The organism is Amycolatopsis sp. NPDC031561 (assembly GCF_055580625.1).
Genome location: NZ_JBVILA010000010.1, coordinates 228435 through 252303 on the forward strand (window position 1 = coordinate 228435; position 23869 = coordinate 252303).

General features: G+C 69.0%; 20 protein-coding genes. 7 read left to right on the forward strand and 13 right to left on the reverse strand.

Annotation, left to right across the window (positions count from 1 at the left end):
- Window positions 1-144: 144 nt before the first annotated feature.
- A complete protein-coding gene (locus ACZ5IK_RS22180) occupies window positions 145-2037 on the forward strand; it encodes a S8 family peptidase (protein WP_465489363.1) in 1893 nt (630 codons plus the stop codon).
- A gap of 74 nt (window positions 2038-2111) precedes the next feature.
- Here ACZ5IK_RS22180 and ACZ5IK_RS22185 read toward each other — a convergent pair whose 3' ends face one another.
- Window positions 2112-3203 (reverse strand): substrate-binding domain-containing protein, encoded by a 1092-nt coding sequence (locus ACZ5IK_RS22185; protein WP_465489364.1) that lies wholly within the window; start codon window positions 3201-3203, stop codon window positions 2112-2114.
- Window positions 3204-3360: 157 nt separating this feature from the next.
- Window positions 3361-3768 (reverse strand): YegP family protein, encoded by a 408-nt coding sequence (locus ACZ5IK_RS22190; protein ID WP_101605845.1) that lies wholly within the window; start codon window positions 3766-3768, stop codon window positions 3361-3363.
- Between the two features lie 221 nt (window positions 3769-3989).
- On the opposite strand from ACZ5IK_RS22190, the gene ACZ5IK_RS22195 reads away from it, so the two are divergent.
- A complete protein-coding gene (locus ACZ5IK_RS22195; protein WP_465489365.1) occupies window positions 3990-4730 on the forward strand; it encodes an SDR family oxidoreductase in 741 nt (246 codons plus the stop codon).
- Between the two features lie 10 nt (window positions 4731-4740).
- Here ACZ5IK_RS22195 and ACZ5IK_RS22200 read toward each other — a convergent pair whose 3' ends face one another.
- Complete coding sequence (locus ACZ5IK_RS22200; RefSeq protein WP_465489366.1) at window positions 4741-5775, reverse strand: SDR family oxidoreductase; 1035 nt, start codon at window positions 5773-5775, stop codon at window positions 4741-4743.
- 71 nt (window positions 5776-5846) lie between these two features.
- Here ACZ5IK_RS22200 and ACZ5IK_RS22205 point away from each other — a divergent pair, with 71 nt between their 5' ends.
- On the forward strand, window positions 5847-6746 hold the full coding sequence (locus tag ACZ5IK_RS22205; RefSeq protein WP_465489367.1) for a LysR family transcriptional regulator: 900 nt from the start codon (window positions 5847-5849) through the stop codon (window positions 6744-6746).
- On the opposite strand, the gene ACZ5IK_RS22210 is transcribed toward ACZ5IK_RS22205, so the two are convergent.
- Complete coding sequence (locus ACZ5IK_RS22210; RefSeq protein ID WP_465489368.1) at window positions 6726-8171, reverse strand: peptide ABC transporter substrate-binding protein; 1446 nt, start codon at window positions 8169-8171, stop codon at window positions 6726-6728. The genes ACZ5IK_RS22205 and ACZ5IK_RS22210 overlap by 21 nt on opposite strands.
- Before the next feature lie 100 nt (window positions 8172-8271).
- Here ACZ5IK_RS22210 and ACZ5IK_RS22215 point away from each other — a divergent pair, with 100 nt between their 5' ends.
- The 3 genes from ACZ5IK_RS22215 (at window position 8272) to ACZ5IK_RS22225 (ending at window position 11201) form a co-directional block, all read left to right on the forward strand.
- Window positions 8272-9609: an LVIVD repeat-containing protein gene (locus ACZ5IK_RS22215; RefSeq protein ID WP_465489369.1), complete on the forward strand. Its 1338-nt coding sequence runs from the start codon at window positions 8272-8274 to the stop codon at window positions 9607-9609.
- A gap of 14 nt (window positions 9610-9623) precedes the next feature.
- Window positions 9624-10061, forward strand: coding sequence for a hypothetical protein (locus tag ACZ5IK_RS22220; protein ID WP_465489370.1), 438 nt, complete (start codon window positions 9624-9626; stop codon window positions 10059-10061).
- A gap of 66 nt (window positions 10062-10127) precedes the next feature.
- Entirely contained in the window at window positions 10128-11201 is a 1074-nt protein-coding gene (locus ACZ5IK_RS22225) for a hypothetical protein (protein ID WP_465489371.1), read from the forward strand.
- Here the strand turns inward: ACZ5IK_RS22225 and ACZ5IK_RS22230 are convergent.
- The 7 genes from ACZ5IK_RS22230 to ACZ5IK_RS22260 all read right to left on the reverse strand — a co-directional run bounded on the left by ACZ5IK_RS22230 (window position 11167) and on the right by ACZ5IK_RS22260 (window position 20171).
- On the reverse strand, window positions 11167-12612 hold the full coding sequence (locus tag ACZ5IK_RS22230) for a sensor histidine kinase (protein WP_465489372.1): 1446 nt from the start codon (window positions 12610-12612) through the stop codon (window positions 11167-11169). The genes ACZ5IK_RS22225 and ACZ5IK_RS22230 overlap by 35 nt on opposite strands.
- On the reverse strand, window positions 12609-13298 hold the full coding sequence (locus ACZ5IK_RS22235) for a response regulator (RefSeq protein ID WP_465489373.1): 690 nt from the start codon (window positions 13296-13298) through the stop codon (window positions 12609-12611). Before ACZ5IK_RS22235 ends, ACZ5IK_RS22230 begins: the two co-directional genes overlap by 4 nt.
- Window positions 13299-13403: 105 nt before the next feature.
- On the reverse strand, window positions 13404-13949 hold the full coding sequence (locus tag ACZ5IK_RS22240; protein ID WP_465489374.1) for a DUF4232 domain-containing protein: 546 nt from the start codon (window positions 13947-13949) through the stop codon (window positions 13404-13406).
- Window positions 13950-13974: 25 nt separating this feature from the next.
- A complete protein-coding gene (locus ACZ5IK_RS22245; protein WP_465489375.1) occupies window positions 13975-15753 on the reverse strand; it encodes a choline/carnitine O-acyltransferase in 1779 nt (592 codons plus the stop codon).
- Window positions 15750-16598 (reverse strand): class I SAM-dependent methyltransferase, encoded by an 849-nt coding sequence (locus tag ACZ5IK_RS22250; protein WP_465489376.1) that lies wholly within the window; start codon window positions 16596-16598, stop codon window positions 15750-15752. Before ACZ5IK_RS22250 ends, ACZ5IK_RS22245 begins: the two co-directional genes overlap by 4 nt.
- 16 nt (window positions 16599-16614) lie before the next feature.
- Complete coding sequence (locus tag ACZ5IK_RS22255) at window positions 16615-17466, reverse strand: HalD/BesD family halogenase (RefSeq protein ID WP_465489377.1); 852 nt, start codon at window positions 17464-17466, stop codon at window positions 16615-16617.
- A 149-nt stretch (window positions 17467-17615) separates the two neighbouring features.
- Window positions 17616-20171, reverse strand: a complete 2556-nt coding sequence (locus tag ACZ5IK_RS22260) for a bifunctional FO biosynthesis protein CofGH (RefSeq protein ID WP_465489389.1) — start codon at window positions 20169-20171, stop codon at window positions 17616-17618.
- 185 nt (window positions 20172-20356) lie between these two features.
- Here ACZ5IK_RS22260 and ACZ5IK_RS22265 point away from each other — a divergent pair, with 185 nt between their 5' ends.
- Window positions 20357-21967: an IS1634 family transposase gene (locus ACZ5IK_RS22265; RefSeq protein ID WP_465489378.1), complete on the forward strand. Its 1611-nt coding sequence runs from the start codon at window positions 20357-20359 to the stop codon at window positions 21965-21967.
- Here the strand turns inward: ACZ5IK_RS22265 and ACZ5IK_RS22270 are convergent.
- Window positions 21906-22664: an SDR family oxidoreductase gene (locus ACZ5IK_RS22270; protein ID WP_465489379.1), complete on the reverse strand. Its 759-nt coding sequence runs from the start codon at window positions 22662-22664 to the stop codon at window positions 21906-21908. The genes ACZ5IK_RS22265 and ACZ5IK_RS22270 overlap by 62 nt on opposite strands.
- Before the next feature lie 8 nt (window positions 22665-22672).
- Window positions 22673-23470 carry an alpha/beta fold hydrolase gene (locus ACZ5IK_RS22275; RefSeq protein ID WP_410604054.1) on the reverse strand — a complete coding sequence of 266 codons (798 nt, stop codon included), beginning with the start codon at window positions 23468-23470 and terminating at the stop codon, window positions 22673-22675.
- Window positions 23471-23869: the final 399 nt, after the last annotated feature.

Here is a 23869-nt window from a genome sequence, read left to right on the forward strand (position 1 = left end):
TCACCCGATACCGACTTTGGTCGGTGGACTCCTCACTGATAGCTCTTTAGATTCTCCCCATTACACCCGGTCAGGGGTAATCCATTCGGGCAGCCGAAGGGATTCCTGTTACGGGATGTGCAGCTGAATACCAGGGAGAGTTCGATGAGCAGATTCAGCCGGGTGGTCACATGCTCGGTTCCGGTCGCGGTGGGTGCTTTGCTGCTGTCGACCGCGGTTTCCGGGGCGCAGCCGTCGGAGGAGGCGCGGACGCAGGCCGGGATCAGCGCGCTGCAGAGCATCAAGAACAGCCTCACCCCGGCTGAGCGTAAGCAGTCGAGCCAGCTGGTCGTCGAGAAGCGTCTCCGTGCCGACAAGGGTCTGGCGGGCAAGCTGCCCGAGTACCGGACCGGGCTGGGTGTGAGCAACGCCGGCACCGTCGCGGTGGACATCAAGGGCGCCGGACAGTCCCTGGTGGACGCCGTCAAGGCCGCCGGTGGCACCGTCCGCTACGCCTCGCCTGCCGGCGCGATCCGCGCTGATCTTCCGCTGGGCGCTGTCGACGCGATCGCCGGACGCGGGGACGTCGCCGAGGTCAAGGCCGCCTCCCAGGCGATGACCTGGAACGAGTCCGCGCCGCAGGAGCGCCGCAAGGCCACGGCCACGCAGGCCGCCGCCGCGCTGCAGGTCGCCGAGGGCGACAAGGCACACGGCAACGACACCGCCCGCACCAAGTACGGCGTCACCGGCGCGGGCCAGAAGGTCTGCGTCCTCTCGGACGGCATCAAGTCGCTCCAGGCGTCGCAGACCGCGGGCGAGCTGCCCGCCGTCGACGTTCTCCCCGGTCAGGCGGGCAGTGGTGACGAGGGCACCGCGATGCTGGAGATCATCCACGACATGGCTCCCGGCGCGGCGCTCGGTTTCGCGACCGCGTTCACCAGCGAGCAGAGCTTCGCCGACAACATCCGCGCGCTGCGGACCACCGGCAAGTGCACGATCATCGTCGACGACGTCTCCTACTTCGACGAGTCGCCGTTCCAGGACGGCCCGGTCGCGCAGGCCGTCAACGACGTGACCGCGGCGGGCGTGCTCTACTTCTCCTCCGCGGGGAACTCGGGCAACCTGACCGACGGCACCAGCGGCTACTACGAAGGCGATTTCCGCGGCTCCAGCAGCAAGATCTCCGGAATCACGGGGACGCCGCACGACTTCGACCCGAGCGGCACGACTCAGCTGTACAACGCGCTTTCGCCGAACTCGGTCGGCCGCTACGTCACCCTGTTCTGGTCCGACCCGTGGGGCAAGGCCACCAGCGACTACGACCTGTTCGTCCTGAACTCGTCCGGTTCGGTCGTCGCCTCCAGCGAGGGTTCGCAGAACGGCACCCAGAACCCGTACGAGATCGCCCAGGTCCCGGCCAGCGGCTCGGGCTTCAAGGTCGCCGTCGTCAAGTACAGCGGCTCCGACCGGTTCATCGCCCTCAACGTCATCCGCGGCCGCTTCGTCCCCTCGGGTTCGCTGAAAGCCTTCAGCACCAACGGTGTCACCTCCGGCCACTCGGCGGCGGTCAACGCCTTCAGTGTCGCGGCCGCCCCGGCCGCCGGTGCCTTCGGCCGCGCGCTCGAAACCGGTGACCCGGCGAACCCGGCGGGTCCGTTCCCCGGCCTGTTCACCGGCGCCAGCAAGTGGGAGCGGTTCACTTCGGACGGTCGCCGTCACCAGTTCTACAACCCGGACGGTTCGGTGATCACCCCCGGCAACGTGTCCTCGACCGGTGGCGCCACCCGGAACAAGCCGGACATCACCGCGGCCGACGGCGTCGCGACCTCGGTGACCGGTTTCCAGCCGTTCTTCGGGACCTCGGCCGCCGCGCCGAGTGCCGCCGCCATCGCCGCGCTGCTGAAGCAGGGCAAGCCCGCCGCGACCCCGGCCGAGATCAGGAACGCCCTGGTGTCGACCGCGATCGACCTCGGCGCCCCGGGCTTCGACCCGGTCACCGGCGCGGGCGTGATCATGACCGGCCCGGCGCTGGCCGCGCTGGGCGTCGCCCCCAAGTAAGCACCCCGCTCCGCGTGAAGGCCCCCCTCCCTCGGCTCAGCCGAGGGAAGGGGGCCTTCACGCGCTAGGAGGGGTCAGGACTTGACGCAGGACAGGCCGTTCGGGCCCGAGATGGTCAGGAAGCCGTACCGCTTGATGGTGGTGGCGAGCTTGCCACCGCACAGCGGGCTGGCGGTCGCGGCCGTGTCACCGGCGGCGAAGCCGACGGCGCGCTGGGCCTGGTCGTAGCTCGGGGTCCGGGTGTCGAGCACGTTGTAGACGCTGCGCGAACCGAGGAACGCCGTGGTGAAGGCCGGGGTGTAGTTGCCGGCGGAACCGGAAACCGGGGAACCGTTGAAGCCGGCGCCGGTCAGCGGGTTGACGGTGAAGCCCGCACGCTTGTCCGCGACGACCGTGTTGCCCTGCGCGATCCACTGCGCGATGGAGAACGGCGCGATCGCCCGGGCGCGGTCGGCGGCCGGGATGGAGTTGCCGTTGTGCTCCTGGAAGCGCTTGATGGTGACCGGCTTGGTGGTGGGGTCGAAGCCGAGGACGGTCGTGGTGAAGAAGCTCAGCGTGCCGGAGCCGGTCTGGGGCAGGTAGACGATGATGGCGGCGTTGGCGCCACCGACCTGGTTCCAGTTGGTGATGGAGCCGTCGTAGATGCCGCGCAGCTGCGCGAGCGACAGGGTCAGGCCCGCGCCCGAGCCGGTCGCCGAGGAGGACCAGGTGACACCGTCGGTGGCGAAGGCGTAGTACTCGAACGACGCGGGGTCGGACGAGCCGCGGGGCGAGGAAGACCGCGCGATGTCGATCTTGCCGTCGGCCGCGTCGCCCGAAGCCTTGAGCGCGGCCTTGCCCTGGGACGAGCCGTTCGGCGGCAGGTTGGTCGTGGTGTTGTAGACGACCTGGTCGGCGTAGAGGTCACCGGGAACGGTGAAGGTCGCGCCCGGGGCGAGCAGCGGCGGGATGTTGACGTGGTTGTCGGGGTCGCTGTTCCAGGCGGCGCCGTTGGCGTTGGCCAGGATCGCGCCGGCGATGTCGACGGTGGTGTCCGAGCCCGCCGCGGCCAGGACGTCTTCGAGGCCGTTGGCCGGGGCGACCGCCGAGGCGGTACCGGTCAGGGTGAGGCAGGCACACGCGGCGATCGCGGTGGCGCCGAGAAACCGAGTGGTACGAGCACGCATCTTGTTTGCACTCTTTCTCTAGTCCCCAAGTTGTCACGGGATTCCGTGACCTGCCGCCAATACTCGCTCCGCAACACTGTCCTGCCGCGGTGCTTCGCGTTCCCGCCCGACGTCATGGTGGTTAATCTCCGGGGAACGCACTTTCCGTGATCGGCCGTCACGGAAAAGGATTCGGTGAATGTCCGGCGGAATTGCGGCGGTATTTCCGCCGCCAATCGGCTATGGTCTCGATCCCTTCGCCGATGGCGGCCTCGGTGGTGGCCGACCGGAACCGGTCGAGTCCGCGCTGCGCCTCGATACGCCGCCCGTAGGCATGGCTGGCGATCGCGACGATCCGGTCGCCCGCGTGCAGGCGCCAGCGCCAGCGGCCCCCGCTGAGATGACTGAAGTCGCTGGTCAGCTCGGCTATGTGCGTGTTGAGCCAGGTGATCGCGACGAGGCATTCCTCGGCTCGCGGATAGTCGTCGGGGGCCGAGCCCAGCGACACGTTGTTGCCGCCGAGCAGTCGCCATCGGATGGTCTCGTCGCCGGTCTGAACCAGCTGGAAGCGTGGATTCTTCTTCACTGTTCACCGCTCAGAAGACCCTGTGAACGGTGTGAATTCCCCCTGGGCACATCCGGTGAATCGCCTCGATGTGGTGAAGGGGTTACCGGTTTTCATGAAGGCGCGACGGCCGCCGGGTGAACGTTTTACCCCGGCGGCGGCGCGCTAGCCTGAACGGACGCGGGTAATCGGAAAACAATCACCGAGCCGGATCGGTCCGGCACGGTCTGCGAGGAGGATCGATGGACAACGGCAGGACCGCGGTCGTCACCGGGGCGGGCTCCGGGCTCGGCAGGGAGATCTCCCGCGCGTTACTCGGCGCCGGCTACCGGGTCGCGCTCGCCGGCCGCCGCGCGGACGCGCTGGCCGAGACCGCGGGCGGAGACGCGAAAGCGCTTCCCGTGCCCACCGATGTCGCCGACCCCGATTCCGTCGCCGCGTTGTTCGAAACGGTGCGCGCGGAGTGGGGGCGGCTGGACCTCCTGGTGAACAACGCGGGCGTGTCGGTGGGCGGGACGGTCGACGAACTGTCCTTCGCGGACTGGAAACGCGCCGTCGACACCAACCTGACCGGGATGTTCCTGTGCGCGCAGCAGGCCGTGCGGCTGATGAAGGCGCAGGATCCGCGCGGCGGCCGGATCGTCAACAACGGGTCGATCTCCGCGCACGCCCCGCGGCCCGCGTCCGTCGCCTACACCGCGACGAAACACGCGGTCACCGGGCTGACGAAGTCGATCTCCCTCGACGGCCGGGCCTGGAACGTCGCTTGTGGACAGATCGACATCGGCAACGCGGCCACCGAGATGACGCTGCGGATGGCCGACGGCATTCCGCAGGCCGACGGCGGCGTCAAGGCCGAGCCGACCTTCGACGCCCGGCACGTCGCGGACGCCGTGCTGTACATGGCCGGGCTGCCGCTGGACGCGAACGTCGGATTCCTGACCATCACGGCGACCACGATGCCGTACATCGGGCGGGGTTAGTCCTGCGAAATCACGGGATCACCTTCGCCTTCTTGAACTCGTCGAACAGCCGGAAGAACATCGACGAGGTCTCGGCGTACTCGTGGAAGCCGGCCCGCCGCGCCTTGGACCCGTCCGCGAACATGTCGTAGTCCCAGCTGAACACGAAGTCGGCGAAGCCCCACGACGACGAGACGGCGCTGTACGGCACCTCCAGTCCGTACTTGGTCGCGAGGGAGTCCCACAGCTCTTCCTTGTCAGCCATGACGACGTCGAGGGACATCGGCAGCGGCGGCGCCACCTCCAGCTCGAAGTACGCGGCGATCTTCGGCCAGAGTTCGCTCCACCGGAACAGGTCGCCGTTCGCGATGTTGTACGCCTCGTTCGCCGAGCCGGTGGCCCAGGTGGTGGCCTTCGCCAGCAGTCCGGCGTCGGTCATCTCCAGGAGGCTGTCGTACGCGCCGGGCTTGCCGGGGAAGCGCAGCGGCAGGCCGAGTTCCTTCGAGATCGACGCGTAGACGGCGATGGCCAGCGCCAGGTTCATCGGGTTGCCCAGCGCGGTGCCGCCGACCACCGACGGCCGGATCGCCGACCAGGTCCAGGACTTCCCCGCCTGCCGCCGCTCGAGGAACTGCTGCTGGTCCACGTTGAACTCGGGAGGCATGTGCCCGGCGTCGTCTTCGCGCGCCGGGGTCTTGAACGGGCCGAGGTGCGCGCCGTAGACCTTGTAGCCCTGCATGAGGCTGATGTGGCGAAGGCCGGGCGCGGCGGGCTCGATCGCGTCGACGAGGTTGGTCAGCATCGCCAGGTTCGGCGGGACCAGCTCGGCCCAAGTCGGCTTGTCGACATAAGCCGCGTAGAACACATGGGTGACGTCGTCCAGTCCGCCGAGCCTCGCACGAGTGTCGTCCGCGTCGAGCAGGTCGACGGCGATCTGACCCGGGCCGCCGCGCCGCGACAGGCCGATGACCCGCCAGCCGGGCTGGGTTTCGAGGTGGGCGATCAGGTTCTTGCCGATGACCCCGTTGGCTCCGGCGACCAGGGCGACCTTGCGTTCTTCGTTCATGTCACCGAGCCTGGCCCGGCGCGATGGATAAGTCCAAGGCATAGATATCACCGCTCCGATAAGCTGTGTTCATGACCAGCCTGCGGCAGCTCGAGTACCTGGTGACCGTCGTCGACACCGGCTCCTTCACTCGCGCCGCGGAGCTGCTGCACGTGACGCAGCCCGCGCTGTCGCACCAGATGCGCGCGCTGGAGAAAGGGGTCGGCGGCCCGCTGCTCGAACGCCTGCCGCGCAGTGTCCGGCTCACGCCGATGGGCCGCGCCATGCTGCCGCACGCCCGCGCCACCCTCGCCGACGCCGAACGCGCGCGGTGCGCGGCCCGGCAGGCGTCCGGGCTGGAAGCCGGGGAACTTCAGATCGCCACCGTCTACTCGGTCGGTCTCGGTGTCCTGCCCGCGGCGTTGCGCGTGTGGCGCCGGGAGCGGCCGGACGTCGACGTCCGGCTGGTGGAGTTCCGGCACGCGGACGAACTCCGGGACGCCATGGCGGCGGGGGAGGCCGACGTCGCGGTCGGCCCGGTCCCGCCGGGCTGGGACGGTCCGGTGCGCGAGATCGGCACCGAGGAGTTCGTCGTCGTCCTGCCGATCGACGGGCCGCGTGAGGACGACGGCACCGGCGTCGTCGACCTCGCGACCCTCGCGGGCTGCGCGTGGGTGCACTACGCGCCGGGCAACGGCCTGGCCGATCTCGTCGACCAGGCATGCGCCGCGGCCGGATTCCAGCCGAGGGCCGCTGTCCGGACCGAACAGAGCGCGGCGGCTCCGGTGCTCGCTGCGGCGGGTCTCGGTCCCGCGCTGGTCCCGGCCAACGTGCTCCCCGCGGGCTTCCACGGCCGCGTCCTGCGGCCCGAACCGGCGATCCGGCGCACGCTCGCCGCCTACTGCCGGAGCACACCCGACCCGCTGACCTCGGCCTTCATCGACGTCGTCGCGGGGGAGTGCACACTCGGGTCACCGCACGGAAGCCGCTGACAGGTCCACGCCCCCGAACGGCGTCGCCTTCACCTCGCCGACCCGGTCCGCCCAGACGGCGTGCCCGTGCCCGGACCACAGCGGGGCGACCGGGAGATCCCGCAGCAATTGGTTCTCCACCAGCCGGTACACCTCGCCGCTTTCGGCGGATTCGGTCTCCTCGGCCGATTTCAGCAGGTCGGCGAACCCGTCGCTGGAGTAGCCGGTGGCCTTCACGATTTCGGACAGCACCTCCTGCGGGCTCGGCGTCATCAGGTTCAGCTCGATCGCGAACGGGCCCTGGCCGGGCTCCGGGGCGAGCGGGACGCCGATCGCCTTGGTGTCCTGTTCGGCCAGCGGGCGCAGCCAGTTCGCCGGGGACTGTCCGAAGTGGACCGGCGTGCCGGCGGGGAATTCCGCCTGGGTCACCAGGGATTTCCCGGCTCCGGCGTCGAACGTGCAGGGACGGCAAGTGCTGCTGCGCTCGCCGGGGGCGACGGCGGGCGGCAGGAGCGACTTCGCCGGGTCCACCTGCTTGCCGAGAACGCCCGCCTCCAGCGCGGCGCGGTCGATCCCGAGCGCGAAACCGTGCCGGACGGTCGCGTCCGAGAAGTGCGCCGCGGTCAAGGGAAAACCGAGATAGGCGACGCTGGGCAGCGCCCACATCACGTGCCGCTGCGCGAAATCCGTGTGCATGGCCTCGTGGCGATCGCCGGGGACCGCCGTGGAGAGATCGAGCTTCCTGGCCTTGACCTCGTCGTACTGCGCCGCCGCGTCCCCGGTCTTCAGCTCGATCACGCGCGCCTTGCCCGCCGCGTCCGCCACCCGGACGAGTTTGCCGCCCGAGGGCTGCCAGTCCCCGTCCAAGCGGAAAGGCCCGTTGCCGACGGGGTGCCGGGCGAATCCCGCCCAATCGCGCGAAGCCAGCACCGATCCGGGGAGCGGGACCAGCGCGGGCGACGAGAGCAGCGCCGGGACCTGCCCGGACGGGCGGTCGAGGACGAGCTTGATCGTCAGCGGGTCGGGCGCGGTGATCTCCTTGGCCCGCAAGAGATCCTTCACCACGCGCGACGCCTGCCAGTTCTCCTGGCCGATCGCCTTCCAGGTGTCCACATAGGACTGCGACGTCACCGGGGTACCGTCGTGGAACTTCCCGCCGTCCTTGAGCTTGACCGTCCACGTCGTCCGGTCGGCGCTGGTGACCGACTCGGCCGCCCGCGGGGTCGTTTTCCCTGTCGCGGGGTCGTAATCGCCCAGCGGCGTCCACAGTGCACCGGCGAGCATCCGCCCGGACTGGTCGCGGACGTCGGCGGGCAGGAGGGTCGCCGGGGCGGCCAGGCCGACGCGAAGAACGTCCGGTGCGGGCGGTTCGCCGGATTCCGAGCAGCCCGCCGCGAGCACGGCGGCGGCGAGGAGCGGGGGCAGAAGACGCAAGCGCATGCTCATGTCATAGCAGTCTTGCCCCGACCAATGGCGGTTGTGCGGGCAAAGTGGTGATCATAAGGTGTGGAGATCAGCCTGGGAGGTTTCTGTGCGAGGAAACTGGTTGCTCCGTTCATGCCTGGCGATCACCACGGTCACGGTGACCCTGATCGCCACGGGCCTGCCCGCCGCCGCTTGCGGCGAGGAGGACAAACCGGCGAGTGAGAAGGTCCGGGTCGCGGGGGCACCCGGCGCGGTGAAGAACGTCAAGGCCGTCGGCAACGTGCCCGACGCGCAGGGCGCCATCGCGATGGGCTTCCTGCAGTACGGAAACCGCGACGTCATGGCCGTTTCCGGCGAATTCGGCCTGAAGGTCTACGACCTCACGAAGAATCCCACGGCACCGAAGCTGATCGGCGAGGTCAGCCTTCCCGGTCTCTGGGAAACCGAGGACACCGAGGTCGACGTCAAACGCAAGCTGGTGTTCCTCGCGCGCGATCCGCGTGCCTACGGTGGCACCACGCAGACCGGCGAGTCCGGTATCTACATCATCGACCTCAAGAACCCGGACAAACCGGCCCTCCTGAGCTACACCAAGGTGCCCGCCGGGCACACCACCAGCTGTGTCGACGACTGCCGGTACCTCTGGACCGGCGGCCCGGCGAAGGCCGCGAACCAGCCCGCCGACTGGGGCGGCCGCCCGATCTGGGTGACCGACATCCGCGATCCGCGCAACCCCAAGACGTTCCCGAACCCGATCGAACTCGCGCGCAACGACGGCAAGACCGACTACGTGCACGACGTCCAGGTCGACGCCGAGGGCGTGGCGTGGGTGTCCGGCCGCGGCGGCGTCCGCGGCTACTGGACCAGCGGCCATCACCGCGATCCCGTGCTGGGCAAGGTCCGTCGTGCGACGGCGTTCGAACCGGTGCCTTACGCGGGCGGCGGCATCGAGGAGACGGCGGCGCCGTCGAAGTTCATGCACAACAGCTTCCACCCGGCGGGGCACCGCTCGGCCGACGGCGCCGACTCGAACCGCTGGCGAGGCCGCGACCTCGTCTACGCCACCGAGGAGAGCTTCCTCGACGGCTGCGCGGGTGACGGCGTCCTGACGATCTCGTCGCTGCAGAACTCGTACAACGGCGAAGGCTGGCGCTCGACGCCGGAGAAGCCGTTCCGCCTCAAGTCCGTCGGCACCTGGAGCGTTGCCGGGCAGGAAGGCAGCGACCCGGCGTCGGGCGACTGCTCCGCGCACTACTTCGACGTCCGCGGCAAGGTCCTCGTGCAGTCGTTCTACTCGCAGGGCACGCGCTTCCTCGACGTCAGCGACCCGACCGACCCGAAGCAGATCGCCTACTTCCGGCCGGCGGACGCCGCCGCGTGGGCGCCCTACTGGCACAAGGGTTACGTCTACGTCGCCGACAACACCCGCGGAATCGACATCCTGAAGCTCACCGCCTGAGCGAAGATGTCCCCATGCGCACTGTGGGGAAGACATGGGTGATCACGGCCGCGGTCGTCCTGACCGCGGCCTGCACCTCGCCGCCGCCCAAGGAACCGGTCGTGTCCACCGATCCAGCGGCGGTCGCCGAGGACTTCCCGGAAGTCGGCGAGATCGTCGAGGCGTCCTGGGTCGAGGAGAGGATGGGCGTCTCCGAAGGACGTATCGAGGCGCCCGGTCCGACAGACCTCCGGTTGTCCGCGGTGGTAAAACTGCGTCCCGAAGCCGTGTCGAGGGTGATGACCGGCAAGAACTGCCACGCCGGTGCTCCGGTCGTACCGGAACCGCTGAAGGCGCTCATGCCCACCGGCGTCGCGTGGCTCTCCTGCGAGCTCCCCATGACCACCAAGTCACGGACCGCGTTCGTGGTCGCCGGTTCCGAGCAGGCCTTTCTGACCTACACGACGATGTAGCGAAGTCGTGCGGAACCGGTGATCATCGGTCACCGTGACGGCATGATCCGTTCCTAGCTTGGCGTCATGACCACCTTGCTCGAACGGCTTCCCGCTCCCGTTGTCGAGAAGACCCCGCGACGGAGTCTCACGGCGCTGTTCGGGATCGCCGTCGGTATCGCCGCGTACACCGGGTTCCGGCTGCCGGGGGACTGGGCGGCGACCCTGCAGGCGGTCTCCCTCACCGACGGTTTCCACCGGCGTTTCCTCGTCGGCACGCTCCTGAAGCCGTTCGGGCACGACTACCTGGTCTTCGCGGTCGCGAGTTTCGCCGTTCTCGGCGCGGTGCTGGCGGTCCTGACGGTCGCGTTCTTCCGCAGCCGTACCGAAGGCAGACGACTGCTGATCGTCGCCTGGCTCCTGCTACCGACCGGCGGCTACCTGTTCCACGAGGTCGGCTACTTCGACCAGGTGCTGTACCTCCTGCTTTTCGGTGCCCTGTGGGCGTTGCACCGGAACCGGCCGGTGCTCGCGAGCGCGCTGATGGCGCTTTCGGTGACGGTGCACGAAATCGCGTTGCTCACCGTGCTGCCGGTGTTCGGTTTCGCGCTGCTGCGGCGGTTCCCGTTCCGGCGCGCTTGCGCGCTGCTCGCCCCGGCCGCGGGCCTCGGCCTGCTGATCCTCGCGCTGCCGCCCGCCGCGCCCGGTGCCGTCGACAAGCTCCGGCAGGCCTTGTCCACAGCGGACTTCGCCTACCGCGTCGACGCGCTGAACCTGTTCGAGCGCACGCAGGCCGAGAGCTGGCGGATGTACTCGATCACCGACGTGCTGCTGTACCTGCTGCCGATCGCGATCGTGGTGGTCGGCGGCTTCCTGTACCTGCACCGCCCGACGCTCGCGGCCATGGTGCCCGTCGCCGCGATCGTGGCCCCGGCGCTGCTCGCGTTCGGCGGCTGGGACGACGCGCGCTGGGGTTTCCTGCTGGTGACCGATTTCGCGGTCGTGCTGTGGCTCTGGCTCGGCCGCCGCGAAGTGACGGCACGCCAGGTCGCCGTGCTGACCGCGTTGTTCCTGATCCTCACGCACGTCCCGATGCCGTACTTCGACGGCTACGCGCCACGCGGGCTCACGCTGGTGACACCCGTGGAAGACTTACGGTGAAGACGGCGCCGCGGTCATTGTGCGCGGTGATCTCCCCGCCGTGGATCAGGGCGTTCTCCCGCGCGATCGACAGCCCCAGCCCGCTGCCCTCGGTCGCTTGACGTGCGTGATCGCCCCGCACGAACCGGTCGAACAGGATCGGGAGCAGGTCGCCGGGGATCCCCGGCCCGGAATCGGCGACCCGGATCGTCACCGCGCCGGCGGTGCCCTCCACGGTCACGGTGATCGGGGTCCGGCCGTGCCGGACGGCGTTGACCAGGAGATTGCCCACGATGGTGTGCACGCGGCGCGGGTCGGCGACGACGGTCGTGTCCCCGGTGCTCGTCACCTCGACGGTCGTTCCGGGCACGCTGACCTCGATCGCGTCCTCGACCAGCGCGGGCAACTCGACCGGTTCGGGCCGGAAGTCCGCGGACCCCGCGTCGAACCGGGAGATCTCCATCAGATCCTCGAGGAGCCGCGCCAGCCGCCGGGTCTGCGTTCCGAGCAGTTCGGTCGCGCGGGTCCGGGTCTCGGGGGTCGCGCTGTCGAGCGTCTCGACCGTGGCGACCATCGAGGCGAGCGGGGTCCGGAGGTCGTGGGCGACGTCGGCGACGAAACGCTGCTGCTGGCGGTCCTTGGCGCGCAGGTCCTCGATCGCCGCGCCGACGCGATCGGCCATCGTGTTGAACGACGCGGCGAGGTCGGCGAGCTCGTCGCGGCCCTTCACCGGGACGCGCACGTCGAAGGCGCCGTCACCCAGTTCGCGGGCGGCGGAGGCGACCCGGCGCACCGGCCGCTGGATGTTCCACGCGGCGAACACGGCCGCGAGGACGCCGAGCGCGGTCACCCCGAGCGCGATGTACACCAGCTTTTGCCGTTGCCCGGCCAGATCGAGGTCCAGCGGGGTGAGGTCGAAGAACTGCACCAGCCAGTAGTCGACGAAGTTGCCGCTGACCACGAGGAGCCGCCTGCCGGTTTCCGGCTCCTCGGTGATCGCGGTCAGGAGGTCCATCGTCTTGGCCGTGCGCACCAGCACCCGGTTCTCGACCGACGACACGAGCGCCTGCCGGTCGCCGACGCGCACCGGCACGGGCTGCGCCCGGTACCAGAGGTCGGTCGAAGCGAAGGTCACGAGACCGGCCCCGCCATCGGGCCGCTTGGTGAACAGCGCCCACTCCTGGGTCCGGCCGGTCATCATCCTGGCGAATCCCTCCAGGGTGGACCTGTTGTCCATGACCGCTTCGAGGCCTGGCCAGGACTGCTCGAACAGAGCGCCGAACGACGCCTCGGCGGTGTAGACGAAACTGTCGACGGCGTCGTCTTCCTGCACTTTCGCCGCCGTGAAGGCCATCACCGCGGTCGCGGTCGTGGTCACCAGCACGACCGCCGCCGTCACCTTCGTCCGCAGCCCGAACGACGGCCGCCTCACTGGTCCACCAGCCGGTAACCGAGTCCGCGCACCGTCTTCAGCACCACGGGATTCGCGGCGTCGTCCTCGATCTTGGCCCGCAGCCGCGCGACGGCCGCGTCGACGATCCGGGAGTCGCCGACGTAGCCGTAGTCCCAGACCCGTTTCAGCAGCGTCTGCCTGCTCAGCACCTGGTTCGGATGCTCCGCGAACTCGACGAGCAGCCGGATCTCGGTCGCGGTGAGCGCCAGTTCGACGCCGTCCCGGGTCACGCTCATCGCGGCGGCGTCGATCTCCAGCCGCCCCACCCGCAACAGGCCCGCCGACGGCCCGGGAGCGGTGACGGCGCGACGTCCGATCGCCTTGATCCGCGCGTCGATCACCCGCGGTTCGGCGGGTTTGACCACGTAGTCGTCGGCGCCACATTCCAGCCCGGCGACGATGTCGATCGGGTCGCCGCGGGCGGTCAGCAGGACCAGCGGCAACCGGCTGCGCGCGCGGATCCGGCGGCAGACCTCGAAGCCGTCCATGCCGGGCAGCATGACGTCGAGCAGCACGAAGTCGAGTTCGAGCCGGTCGGTGAACAGCACTTCCAGCGCCCGCTCCCCGGTCGGGGCGACGACGACGTCGTGCCCGAGGGCCTTCAGCGCGAGTGTGAGCGCTTCGGCCAGGGCTTCGTCGTCTTCGACGAGCAGGATGCGCGGCATGGGTCCCCCAAGATCGAAAGGCTCACCGATCGTAAGGGCGCCTCGCCGCACTTGCCCGGAGTCGCGGCGGAACCGTCGCAAAGCCGTGCGGTCTCGTCACAAACCTCAGTGCTTGAGTTCGGCGTTCCAGGCCGTCAGCGTGAGCTTGCCGGTCGTGCCGAGATCGGTGTCGACCGTGATCCGCTGCTCCGGATCGCCCTTCGCGGCCGCGACTGTCACATAGGCGCCCGCTTCCGGCGAACCCACCGTGACGGTGTTCGACCACGCGACCACCGACACCAGCGTCCCGCCGGGCTGGACCGTCTGCGCCGCGGCACCGGGATCGATCGCCATATAAGACGTGCCGTGCTCGACCTCGACGGCCATCGGCTGCTTTTCCTTGTCCAGCAAGCGGACTTCGGGATAGCCGGTGAGCGTGCGCGGCGCCGTGCCGCAGTTGGTCAGCGTCACGACGATCGCCCGGTGCCCGAGCGCGGCCTCGACCGGCCCCGAGTTCACCGTGACGCCCGTTTCGAGACATCCCGCCGGTTCGACGGTCCCCGGCTCCGGGGTGTGGACGGTCGGCACCGGCGGCGGTGGCGGCGGGGGCGTACTGCACCCCGCCACCACCAACGCCGTCGCCGCCACTGTCGAGATCGCTTTCCCCAGCACGGCTGAACCGTACTAGGCAAGCGAATCAGGCGAGCAACTCCTGCAGTTCCTCGATGGCGGTGGCCAGCTCCGACGCGAACAGTTCCATCTCGTGTGCCACGTGCTTCGGCGTGCACAGGTAGATGTTGAGGCTGTCCGGCAGCAGCACGTACGCGATGCCGATGCACTGCGGGCTGGTCGATCCGAAACCGAAGTACCGGATGTTCACCGACGGCGCCGAGCTGGTGCTCAGGTAGTCGTCGCGCATCTTCAGCCAGCCTGGCGACGAGTACAGCGCCGGGGAGCCCTCGACGCCACGCCGCTTCTGGATCAGCTGCAGCTCCCACAAATGCTGCTCCGGAGCGTCGCCCGCCTGGCACTCCTTCGCCCGCGTGACATGCTTCGCCGCCGCCGCGCGGAAGGCCGACTGACGTGTCTGCCGATCCGCGTTCGAGTCGTCCATCACCCGGACGAACCACTGCACCTCGGGCGTCACCACGCGCATCGCTTCGGTGCGCCCGTTCTGGTACTGCCGCGTCGCGATCGACTCGTACGTCGCGCCGGTGATCCCCTTCGCGCGTTTGTGTGCGAGCTGATACGCCATCTGCGCGAAGCCGTCGGGGGACATCCCCAGCTCCTTCGCCCGCTTCGCACCGAAGTTGGTGAAGGACACCGTCTTCGTAGCGGTCGCGTCGGCGTACGCGGCGAAGGACGCGGCAGCGGCACGCGCGTCTTCACGCAACGCGTCACCCAGGACGAACTCGATGACCTCGGACGCCGGGACACCGTCGGCGGGCGCCCGCTCCAGCCGCGTTCCGCTCAGCAGCGCGTCGGTGAACCCGAGGATCGTGGTCCCGTCCAGCTCACAGTGCTCGACGTTGATCCCCGCCGTGCCGTCCTCGAACACGATCAGCGAGACGGCCTTGTCGAACCAGCGGTTGCCGCTGTCACCGTGCAGCAGCTTGTCGCACGCCTCCTGCGTGCCCGACGGCGTGAAGTCCTCCAGGCACAGGCAGAACAACGCTGTCTCGATGTCGTCGAGCGCGGCCGCGTTGCCCGCGGCGAGCAGCGATTCCCGCGTCGCCGCCCACTCCGCCCTGGCCTTGGTGGTGAAATGCCCGGCGGCGGTCTCCGGGTCCTCGACGAAGCTCCCCGACTTCACGACCGCCTGCAACCCCGCGACCAGCTGATCGGGGGAGTACGGGCGGCCGTCGGGCGCGATGACGTCCATCCGGAACGGGGTGTCGCGATGGAAGACCACGATATGCCGCGCCCGCGACGGCCCCGGCCAGTCTTCGCGGTACGGCGTCCGCGCGGTGTCCTGCACGGCGCCGGGGATCCGCGTCGCCGAGAACAGGTACTTGTGCTGCACCATCGACTGCGGCTGCCCGCGCAGCACGATCGGCGGCACCAGCTCCTCGTCGAGCTTCAGCTTGTAGTCCACCGCCGACGCGGCCAGTTCGGCCGCCCGCTCCAGCTGTCCCAGCGGGGATTCGGTGAACAGGAAGAAGAAGTTCGCGTTGAGCGCGATCCGGTCGCGGCGGCCGAGGTAGCGGTACGGCCAGAAGGTGTCGAGCCAGCTTCGGACGCCTTCGCGGCTGTCGAACGCTTCGAGCGCGCTCTGCAGTTCGTGCGCAGGGCTTCCTTCCGCGAGGAACTCGGCGACGGCGCCTTCGGTCTCCGCGAGCTCACCGGGCGTGAGCAGCGGCGAGCACCACTCGAGGAACCGGCGGCAGGTGTCTTCCAGGCTGGGGACGGGGACCCGCGGCAGGACCTCCTCGTTGCCGAACGTGCGGGTGGACAGTTCCGGACTGCTCACGATCATCCTTGATCTCGAAGGGGAAGGGTGTTCAACGCGGAGGCGAGCCCGCCCGCCGCGCCGTTCGGGCGGGAGACGAACAGCCGCGCGTACAGCCGGCCGTCGGCTTCCAGCCCACGCGGGTCGACGCCCGCGACGGACAGGTTGTCCAGGATCTGGGTCCGTTCCTCTTCGGAAGCGAACTTCCGCTGCCGGAAGACGCCGTCGACCCCGGCCGTGTCGTACTCCAGGTCGGTGAGGCTCGCGGCGACCGGTTCGTAGGAGAACATCCGGAGCACGAAATGCGCCATCCACGGCCGGTTTTCCCGCGCTATCCGGACGAGGGTCTTCTCCGTGACGTAACCGATGCAGCCGGTCGAGATGACGACGTCGACGTCGGCCAGCAGCGCGCGTTGCTCCTCCGTCGGGTCTTCGCTCTCCAGATCGGCGTGGATCGCTTCGTCGATGAAGCCCGCGGCGAGCGCGTATTCCAGGGCGGGTGCGGAGGAGTCGAGGCCGATGAAGCGGACTCCGTCGCCGACGGCGAGCCTTTCGACCATCCGCCGATCGTGCGCGATCAGCTCTTCCCTGCTCAGCGACTCGCCATCGGTGTAATGGTCGTACAGCCGCTCCATCGAGGTGTCACATCGGTACAGCGCCGCGTTGACGCCGTACGAGCAGCCGAGATCGAGCACCGTCGGGACCTTGACGTCCTGCTCGGCGCGGTACTCGTCGATCAGTTTCGCGAAGTAGGCCTTGGCCTGCTGGGGGATGTCGTAGTCCAGCCTGCGCAAGGTGCCGTAGAAGGCACGCGGATCGGGCTCGGTGTAGATGTGGTCGAAGGAGATCTTGCCGGTCGAATCCAAAGGCACGGGCCGGGCTCCTGACTTAGTCGAGCAGCTGATCGCCCCGGACGGCCGCTGAAGCGACGTGTTCGGGCAGGACCCGGCCGAACAGCTGTCTAGTCCGCTCCGGACTGCCGATGACCCCAGGACGCTCGCTGTAGGCGAAGATCGCGGAATGGCGTGCTGTTGCGCCTTGAACACTACTCACGCGGTGCAGGGCGAAGCGTCCGCGAAACAGCTGAAGATCACCGGGACGCAGAGTGAGCCTTCGGATCAGGTGATCCCCTTCGCCCGCCAGGACGGCACGGACGTCGTCGAAGTTCTCCGCCGTTTCGGAGCGGATGTTCGGACAGTATTCGAAGACACCGCCGTCGGCGGCCTCCTGCGTGAGCATGCTGACGGTGTAGGAGTTGGTGTCGAAATGCCACGGATGCGAGCGGCCCGGTTCGATCACGTTGAGCACCAGCCCGGACAGCGGGTCGGCGAGTTCGTGGAGGGCGGGGAGTTCGAAGCAGTCGGCCACGAAGCGCTGGAACTCGTGGCTCGCGTACAGCTGCTGGATGATCGCGGTCGCCGGGATCTGGTCGCGTGCCACGAAAGCATTGCCGCGTTCCATGATCGTGCGGCCGGGATGGCCTTCCGGCAGCGGAGTGTCGATGGCGATGTTGTAGGCGTTGACGCGTTCGACCTTCGCGTACGCCTCCGGAGCGATCTGCGCGCCTTCGTGGCGAAGGACGTCACGCAACTCCGGGCGGATGAAGTCGGCGAGCACACTGCATCCCGTTTCCCGCAGTTCGGCGCGGGTCCGGGCGACGATTTCGCGCCAGGCCGGGCTTCCTGGTTCGGACAACGGATAGCGGGCGGTGTCGGCCACCTGGACTGCGCTCGCGGTCATCGTCGTCCTCTCGGCTGCCCGGAAGTGATTCTCGGGTTTAGCACAGAAAACGCCGAGGGTCCCCGCTCCTTGTGATCGGTGACACACGCAAAGTGAAGGCCCCCTTCGTCACGCTGTACGTGAAGAAGGGGGCCTTCGCGGATTATTCGTCAGGAAGTGACAAGCGGCAGCAGCGGCCGCCGGACCGCGGTCGCGACGCCGTCCGACGCCTCGGCCGCGGCGATCCGTTCCGCCGTCGGCGTGCCGTACTCGGTGGTCCGCTGCCGCAGCGGACGCCCCAGCGGTTCGACCATCGCGCGCATGTCGCTGATCGTCTTGTACGACCCGTTGGCCGCACCCGCCATCCGGCTGATCGTCTCCTCCATCAGCGTCCCGCCGATGTCGTTGACCCCACCCTGGAGCACCGCGCGACTACCCTCTTCACCGAGTTTCACCCAGGAACTCTGGATGTTGTCGATCATCCCGTGCAGCAGCAGCCGGGACAGCGCGTGCACCGCGCGGTTCTCGCGCAGCGTCGTGCCCGCCCTGGCGAGCCCGGCGAGGTAGATCGGCGAGCTCTGGTGGATGAACGGCAGCAGCACGAACTCGCTGAACCCGCGCCGCCCGTTGCGCTCCAGGCCTTCCCGCTGCAGTTTCGCCAGCAGCTTCAGGTGTCCGACCCAGTGCGCGGGAGTGTCGACGTGGCCGTACATCATCGTCGACGTCGTCGTGATGCCGAGTTTGTGCGCGGTGGTGACGACGTTGATCCATTCCGACGTCGGCAGCTTGCCCTTCGTCAGCACCCAGCGGACGTCGTCGTCGAGGATCTCAGCGGCCGTGCCCGGCAGCGAGTCGACACCGGACGCCTTCGCCTGCGCCAGCCAGTCCTCGATCGAGAGGTTCGTCCGCGAAGCGCCGTTGACGACCTCCATCGGGCTGTAGGAGTGCAGGTGGATGCCGGGCTGGCGCCGTTTCACCTCGGCCGCGAGATCGAAGTACGCGGTACCCGGCAGATCCGGGTGGATGCCGCCCTGCATGCAGATCTCGGTCGCGCCGGCGGCCCACGCCTCGTCGACCCGGTCGCCGACCTGCTCCAGTGAAAGCGTGTACGCGTCGGCGTCGGTGCGCCGCTGGGCGAACGCGCAGAACCGGCAGCCGGTGTAGCAGACGTTGGTGAAGTTGATGTTCCGCGTGACCACGAAGGTGACGTCGTCGCCGTTCACCTCGCGGCGCAGGTCGTCGGCGATCTTGGTGAACGCGTCGAGCTCCGGGCCGTCGGCGTGCAGCAGCGCCAGAGCCTCGTCGTCCGAAATCCCGGCGGGGTTCTTTTCCGCGCTGCGCAAGGCATCCCGGATGTCGGTGTCGAACCGCTGCGGCGCGGTCTTGATGTTGCCCTTGATCTCGTCCCAGTCGCCGTAGACCGAGTCGAAGTCACTGCGGCGGTCTTCCGTACGCCCGACGGTGTCGACCTCGACGTGCAGATCGGTGCGCCCGGCCTCCTTCCAGCCGCCGTCCGGCTCCTGCCACGGGATGCCCACCGGGATGGCCTCTTCGATCGCGAGCCCGGTCTCGGTGTCGGTCAGCGGCGCGAGATGCGCGTTCATCCGCGGGTCCAGCCACGGCTCGCCGGTCTTGACGTACTCCGGGTAGATCGGGAGCCGCTCGCGCACGGTGAACCCGAGCGCTTCGGTGCGGCGCTTGAGCTCGTCGATCTGCGGCCACGCGCGTTCGGGGTTCACGTGGTCGGGGGTCAGCGGGGAGACGCCGCCCCAGTCGTCGATGCCGGCGTTCAGCATCAGTTCGTACTGCTGGCCGATCAGGTTCGGCGGCGCCTGGATGCGCATCCGCGGCCCGAGCACGAGCCGCGCGACGGCGATGGTCGCGGCGAGCTCCTCGAGGTCGGCGTCCGGGGTCGCGCGCATCTTCGTGTCCGGCTTCGCGCGGAAGTTCTGCACGATGACTTCCTGGATGCCGCCGTAGGTCTTGGCGACCTTGCGGATGGCGAACAACGTGTCGGCGCGCTCCTCGAAGTTCTCGCCGATGCCGATCAGGAGGCCCGTCGTGAACGGCACCGAGCTGCGGCCGGCGTCTTCGAGAACGCGCAGGCGGACGTCGGGGTCCTTGTCGGGCGAGCCGTAGTGAGGGCCGCCCTTGTCGGTGTAGAGGCGCTTCGCGGTCGTCTCCAGCATCATGCCCATCGACGCCGAAACCGGCTTGAGCCGCTGGAAGTCCTGCCAGGTCAGCACACCCGGGTTGAGGTGCGGCAGCACGCCGGTCTCTTCGAGGACCCGGATCGCCATCGCCCTGACGTAGGACAGCGTGTCGTCGTAGCCGTGGGCGTCGAGCCAGTCCTTCGCCGCCGTCCAGCGGTCCTCCGGACGGTCCCCGAGGGTGAACAGCGCCTCCTTGACGCCCATCGCGGCACCCTTGCGCGCGATGTCGAGGACCTCGTCGGGGGAGAGGAACGGCGCGTCGACGCGGCCGGGAACGGTCGCGAAAGTGCAGTAACCACACCGGTCCCGGCACAACCGGGTCAGCGGGATGAACACCGAACGGCTGTAGGTGACCACGCCGGGACGGCCTGCCGCGACGAGCCCGGCGTCACGGACGCGGGAAGCGTGCTCGGACAGGGTCTTGAGATCGTCACCGCGCGCCTGGAGCAGGATCGAGGCCTCGGTGAGGTCGAGGGTCTTCCCATCGCGCGCCCTGGCGAGCGCACGGCGCATCGCCGAGGTGGTGGGGGCGGTCGCGTCAGCGGGGGATGCCATTCCCGCACGCTATGGCCGGACTCGCTCCAGCTGCCAGTGCGCATCCCGCCACCCTGTCACCCACGTGGGTATCGTCACTGTTTCCGCTGGTCAGAGCGCGATCTTGGTTGCCGATCAGTGGGCCGGAGTGTATTACCTAAAGTGTGGCTTCGGTGATCGGCAAGAAGGTCGGCGGGCGGACGTACTACTACCTCGTCACCTCCGCCAGGGTCGATGGCGAGCCCCGTGTGGTGTCCCAACGCTACCTCGGCACGGCCGAAGAGATCGGGCGCGCGATGGACGGCGACGTCTCCGCGCCCGGCGAAGCGCGGCACCGGACCTTCGGCGACGTCGCGGCCGTCTGGGCCACTTTGCGGCGGCTCGAGTTCGTCCGCAGGGTCGACGAAGCCGTCGGAGCCCAGCGCGCCGAGACCACCTTGGGATCGCATCTCGCGCTCGCCGTCCTGCACCGGGCGACGGCACCGGACACGGACCTGGCTTCCTGGTGGGAAGACGGCGTCGCGCGCGAGTTCCTGAAGGCCGACCTGGCGAATCACTGGCGAGCACTGCAACGCCTCACCCCGGAACGGATCACGCGGATCGAAACCGCGATCGCCGACGCGGTGCTCTCGGCGCTGGGGACGGGGAACGCCGCGCTCGCCGTCGACGTGCCGCAGTTCGCCACCTTCACCACGGCCGACCCCTGCCGCTGCGAACTCGCCGGCCTCGGTCTGGTGGTCACCAAGGACGGCGCGATCCCGCTGGCGTCGCACACGTACCCGAGGGAAGGGGCACCGCCGTTCGCCGCGCTTGCGGACGACCTCCGGGAGCGGTACACGGCGGGCGACGTCACGCTGGTCTTCACCGCCGGTCAGGCCGCGCAACTGGACCTCGGACGGCATTTCGTCGGCGCGCTCCCGCTTGCGGACCACCCGGACCTGCTGGCGAAACCGGCTTCCGCGCGCAAGCCCGTCGATCCGGTGCGTTTCGCCGGGCTGACGGCCCTCGACACCAGGGCCGTGGTCGCGGGCGTGCGGCGGCGCGTGATCCTGACCCATTCGGAGATCCTGCACAACGCGCAGGCCCGCGCGTTCGGCGACGAACTCGGCACCGCGACCCGCGAGCTCGCCGGCCTCGACGCCGCACTCGCCGCGGGCACCTACCGGGGCGACCGCGGCCAGGTGAACGCCGAAATCGCGCGGATCACGCGCGGCCGCCGCGTCGAGCGGGTGCTCTCACCTTCGCTGACGGGCACCAAGCCGGGGGAGATCCGGCTGACCTGGAAGGTCGACGACGCCGCCGTCTCCCGGCTGCGCGACGAGTTCTTCGGCAAACAGGTGCTGGTCACCGACCACGACTGGCCGGTGTCCGAGGTCGTCACCGCCTACCGCGCCCGGACGCACCTCGACTCGACGTTCCGCTGGCTGACCGGTGCCGCCGTCGCCGGTCCGGCCCCGCGCTGGGACTGGACCCCGCACCGGATCGCCGTCCACACGCTGGTCACGGTGCTCGCGTCGACGGTCACGCACCTCATGCGACGCGAGGCCGACCGGGCGGGGATGAACCTGTCGGTCCGCGAACTGATGGACAGCCTGGCGGGGATCGGGGAAACGGTGCTGCGGTATCCGTCCACCGGCGGCCGCCCGCGGACGCGGCGCCTGCTGACCGAGCGGAGCCCGGAACAGCAGGCGCTCTTCGACCTCTTCTCGCTCTCTAGCTCTCGCGATGGATCTGAAGCGCGGAGAAGGTCTGCACCACCGGCATCAACTCGATGACGTTGATGTTCACGTGCTCCGGCTGCGAAGCCGCCCAGAAGACGGACTCGGCGACGTCGGCCGCCGTGAGCGGCGTCGTGCCCTTGTAGACGTTGTCAGCCTTGCCCTGGTCACCCTCGAACCGGACGACCGAGAACTCCGTGCCGCCGACCATGCCGGGCTCGACGTTGGTCACCCGGACGCCGGTGCCGTGCAGGTCGGCCCGCAGGTTCAGGCTGAACTGGTGCACGAACGCCTTGGTCGCGCCGTAGGCGTTGCCGCCGGGGTACGGGTAGGTGCCCGCGATCGACCCGATGTTGATCACGTGGCCGCGGCCGCGCTCGACCATGCCGGGCAGCAACGCGCGGGTGAGATGCGCGAGCCCCTTGATGTTCGTGTCGATCATCTGGTCCCAGTCGTCGAGCTTCGCCCGGTGGGCGGGCTCGAGCCCCTTGGCGAGGCCGGCGTTGTTGACCAGCAGGTCGACCTCGGCGAACTCCTCGGGCAGGGACTCCGGCAGTGCGGCCACCGCGTCGGCGTCGCGCACGTCCAGCTCGATCGGCAGGACGTTCTCGCCGAGCTCGCCGGCCAGCTTGTCGAGCCGGTCCTTACTACGCGCGGCCGCGACGACCTTGGCGCCGTCGGCGGCGAACCGGCGGACGATCTCGACGCCGAACCCCGCGCTGGCACCGGTCACGAAAACGGTCTTCTGGGACATGGAGACGATCACCCAACTTCTTTCAGGAACCGTGCGAACACGGCGTCGAACTCGGCCTCGCGCTCCAGGTTAGGCATGTGGGCGGCGCCCTCGATCACCGCCAGGGTGGAGCCGGGGATGAGGTCGCGCATCAGCTCGGCGTCCGAGACGGGCGTGAACTCGTCCTCCGTCCCGACGACGACCAGGCTCGGCACGGCGACCTTCTTGAGGCTCTCCCGGTAGTCGGGCCGCTCGGCCCGTCCCCTGAGCGCCGCCGCCGCTCCTTCCGGGGGAGTCGTGCGCATCATCTGTAAGACGTGCGCCGCGACGTCCGGCATCGTGCGGACGTTCTCCGGCGAGACCATCTTCGTCAGCACCTCGTCGGCGTACCAGCCGATGCCCTCGGCGAGGACCCGGTCCGCGGTCTCGTTGCGGACGCGCTTGCCCTCTTCCGTCTCTTCCTGAGGGGAGGTGTCGGCGAGCAGGAGCCCGAGGACGCGCTCGGGATACGTGCGGTGGAACTCCATGACGATCTGCCCGCCCATGGACAGACCGCCGAGGACGAACCGCTCGATACCCAGGTGATCGGCGAGGCGGGCGATGTCGGCGGCGAAGACGTCGAGGCCGGTCTTGCCGGGGACCACCGTGGTCTCGCCGTAGCCGCGGAGATCCGCGGTGATGACCCGGTAGCCCTCCAGGCTGAAGCGTTCGGCCTGGGGACGCCACATCGAACGGTTGAAGGGGTGGCCATGGACGAGGACGACGGGCAACCCGGTGCCGAGGTCGTCGTAAGCGACGGAGATGCCGTCGAGTTCCGCAGTGCTCATGAGACCGACGCTAATCGGAGCAATCCAGGAGTTCAATACGGTGCAATGTACTCGGAGCAATGTTTTTTCCGGGCGTTCACCTGGGGCGCTCCCGGGTCGATCGCCGGGTGATCGACCGGAGCGGGCCCGTTTCCTGCCTCTGACCAGCGAAAATGTCCTTAAGGTACCCCCCTGTTTTGGGGGGTTTCCGGCCATGTAAAGTTCTCCAAGTCGCCAGGGAAACCGGGCGGCAGAGAGAAAGACAGAGACACGAACCAAGCTCTCACCTCAAGGTGATTGAGTGGGTGGCTCACCAAAAACTGCTAGAAATAACTGCTTCGGATAAGGCCGCGTGACTGCGGTGCGATCTGGGGTGTGTTGCTTGAGAACTCAACAGTGTGCTAGTGAACTAAGCCAGTA

What these genes read in the sequence shown, in the direction of transcription:
- ACZ5IK_RS22180 (WP_465489363.1), top strand. Translation starts at nt 145, where the DNA reads ATGAGCAGATTCAGCCGGGTGGTCACATGCTCGGTTCCGGTCGCGGTG.
- ACZ5IK_RS22205 (WP_465489367.1), top strand. Translation starts at nt 5,847, where the DNA reads ATGACCAGCCTGCGGCAGCTCGAGTACCTGGTGACCGTCGTCGACACC.
- ACZ5IK_RS22255 (WP_465489377.1), bottom strand. Translation starts at nt 17,466, where the DNA reads ATGACCGCGAGCGCAGTCCAGGTGGCCGACACCGCCCGCTATCCGTTG.
- ACZ5IK_RS22220 (WP_465489370.1), top strand. Translation starts at nt 9,624, where the DNA reads ATGCGCACTGTGGGGAAGACATGGGTGATCACGGCCGCGGTCGTCCTG.
- ACZ5IK_RS22270 (WP_465489379.1), bottom strand. Translation starts at nt 22,664, where the DNA reads ATGTCCCAGAAGACCGTTTTCGTGACCGGTGCCAGCGCGGGGTTCGGC.
- ACZ5IK_RS22260 (WP_465489389.1), bottom strand. Translation starts at nt 20,171, where the DNA reads ATGCGCCGTGCGCTCGCCAGGGCGCGCGATGGGAAGACCCTCGACCTC.
- ACZ5IK_RS22200 (WP_465489366.1), bottom strand. Translation starts at nt 5,775, where the DNA reads ATGAACGAAGAACGCAAGGTCGCCCTGGTCGCCGGAGCCAACGGGGTC.
- ACZ5IK_RS22235 (WP_465489373.1), bottom strand. Translation starts at nt 13,298, where the DNA reads ATGCCGCGCATCCTGCTCGTCGAAGACGACGAAGCCCTGGCCGAAGCG.
- ACZ5IK_RS22195 (WP_465489365.1), top strand. Translation starts at nt 3,990, where the DNA reads ATGGACAACGGCAGGACCGCGGTCGTCACCGGGGCGGGCTCCGGGCTC.
- ACZ5IK_RS22245 (WP_465489375.1), bottom strand. Translation starts at nt 15,753, where the DNA reads ATGATCGTGAGCAGTCCGGAACTGTCCACCCGCACGTTCGGCAACGAG.
- ACZ5IK_RS22185 (WP_465489364.1), bottom strand. Translation starts at nt 3,203, where the DNA reads ATGCGTGCTCGTACCACTCGGTTTCTCGGCGCCACCGCGATCGCCGCG.
- ACZ5IK_RS22225 (WP_465489371.1), top strand. Translation starts at nt 10,128, where the DNA reads ATGACCACCTTGCTCGAACGGCTTCCCGCTCCCGTTGTCGAGAAGACC.
- ACZ5IK_RS22210 (WP_465489368.1), bottom strand. Translation starts at nt 8,171, where the DNA reads ATGAGCATGCGCTTGCGTCTTCTGCCCCCGCTCCTCGCCGCCGCCGTG.
- ACZ5IK_RS22275 (WP_410604054.1), bottom strand. Translation starts at nt 23,470, where the DNA reads ATGAGCACTGCGGAACTCGACGGCATCTCCGTCGCTTACGACGACCTC.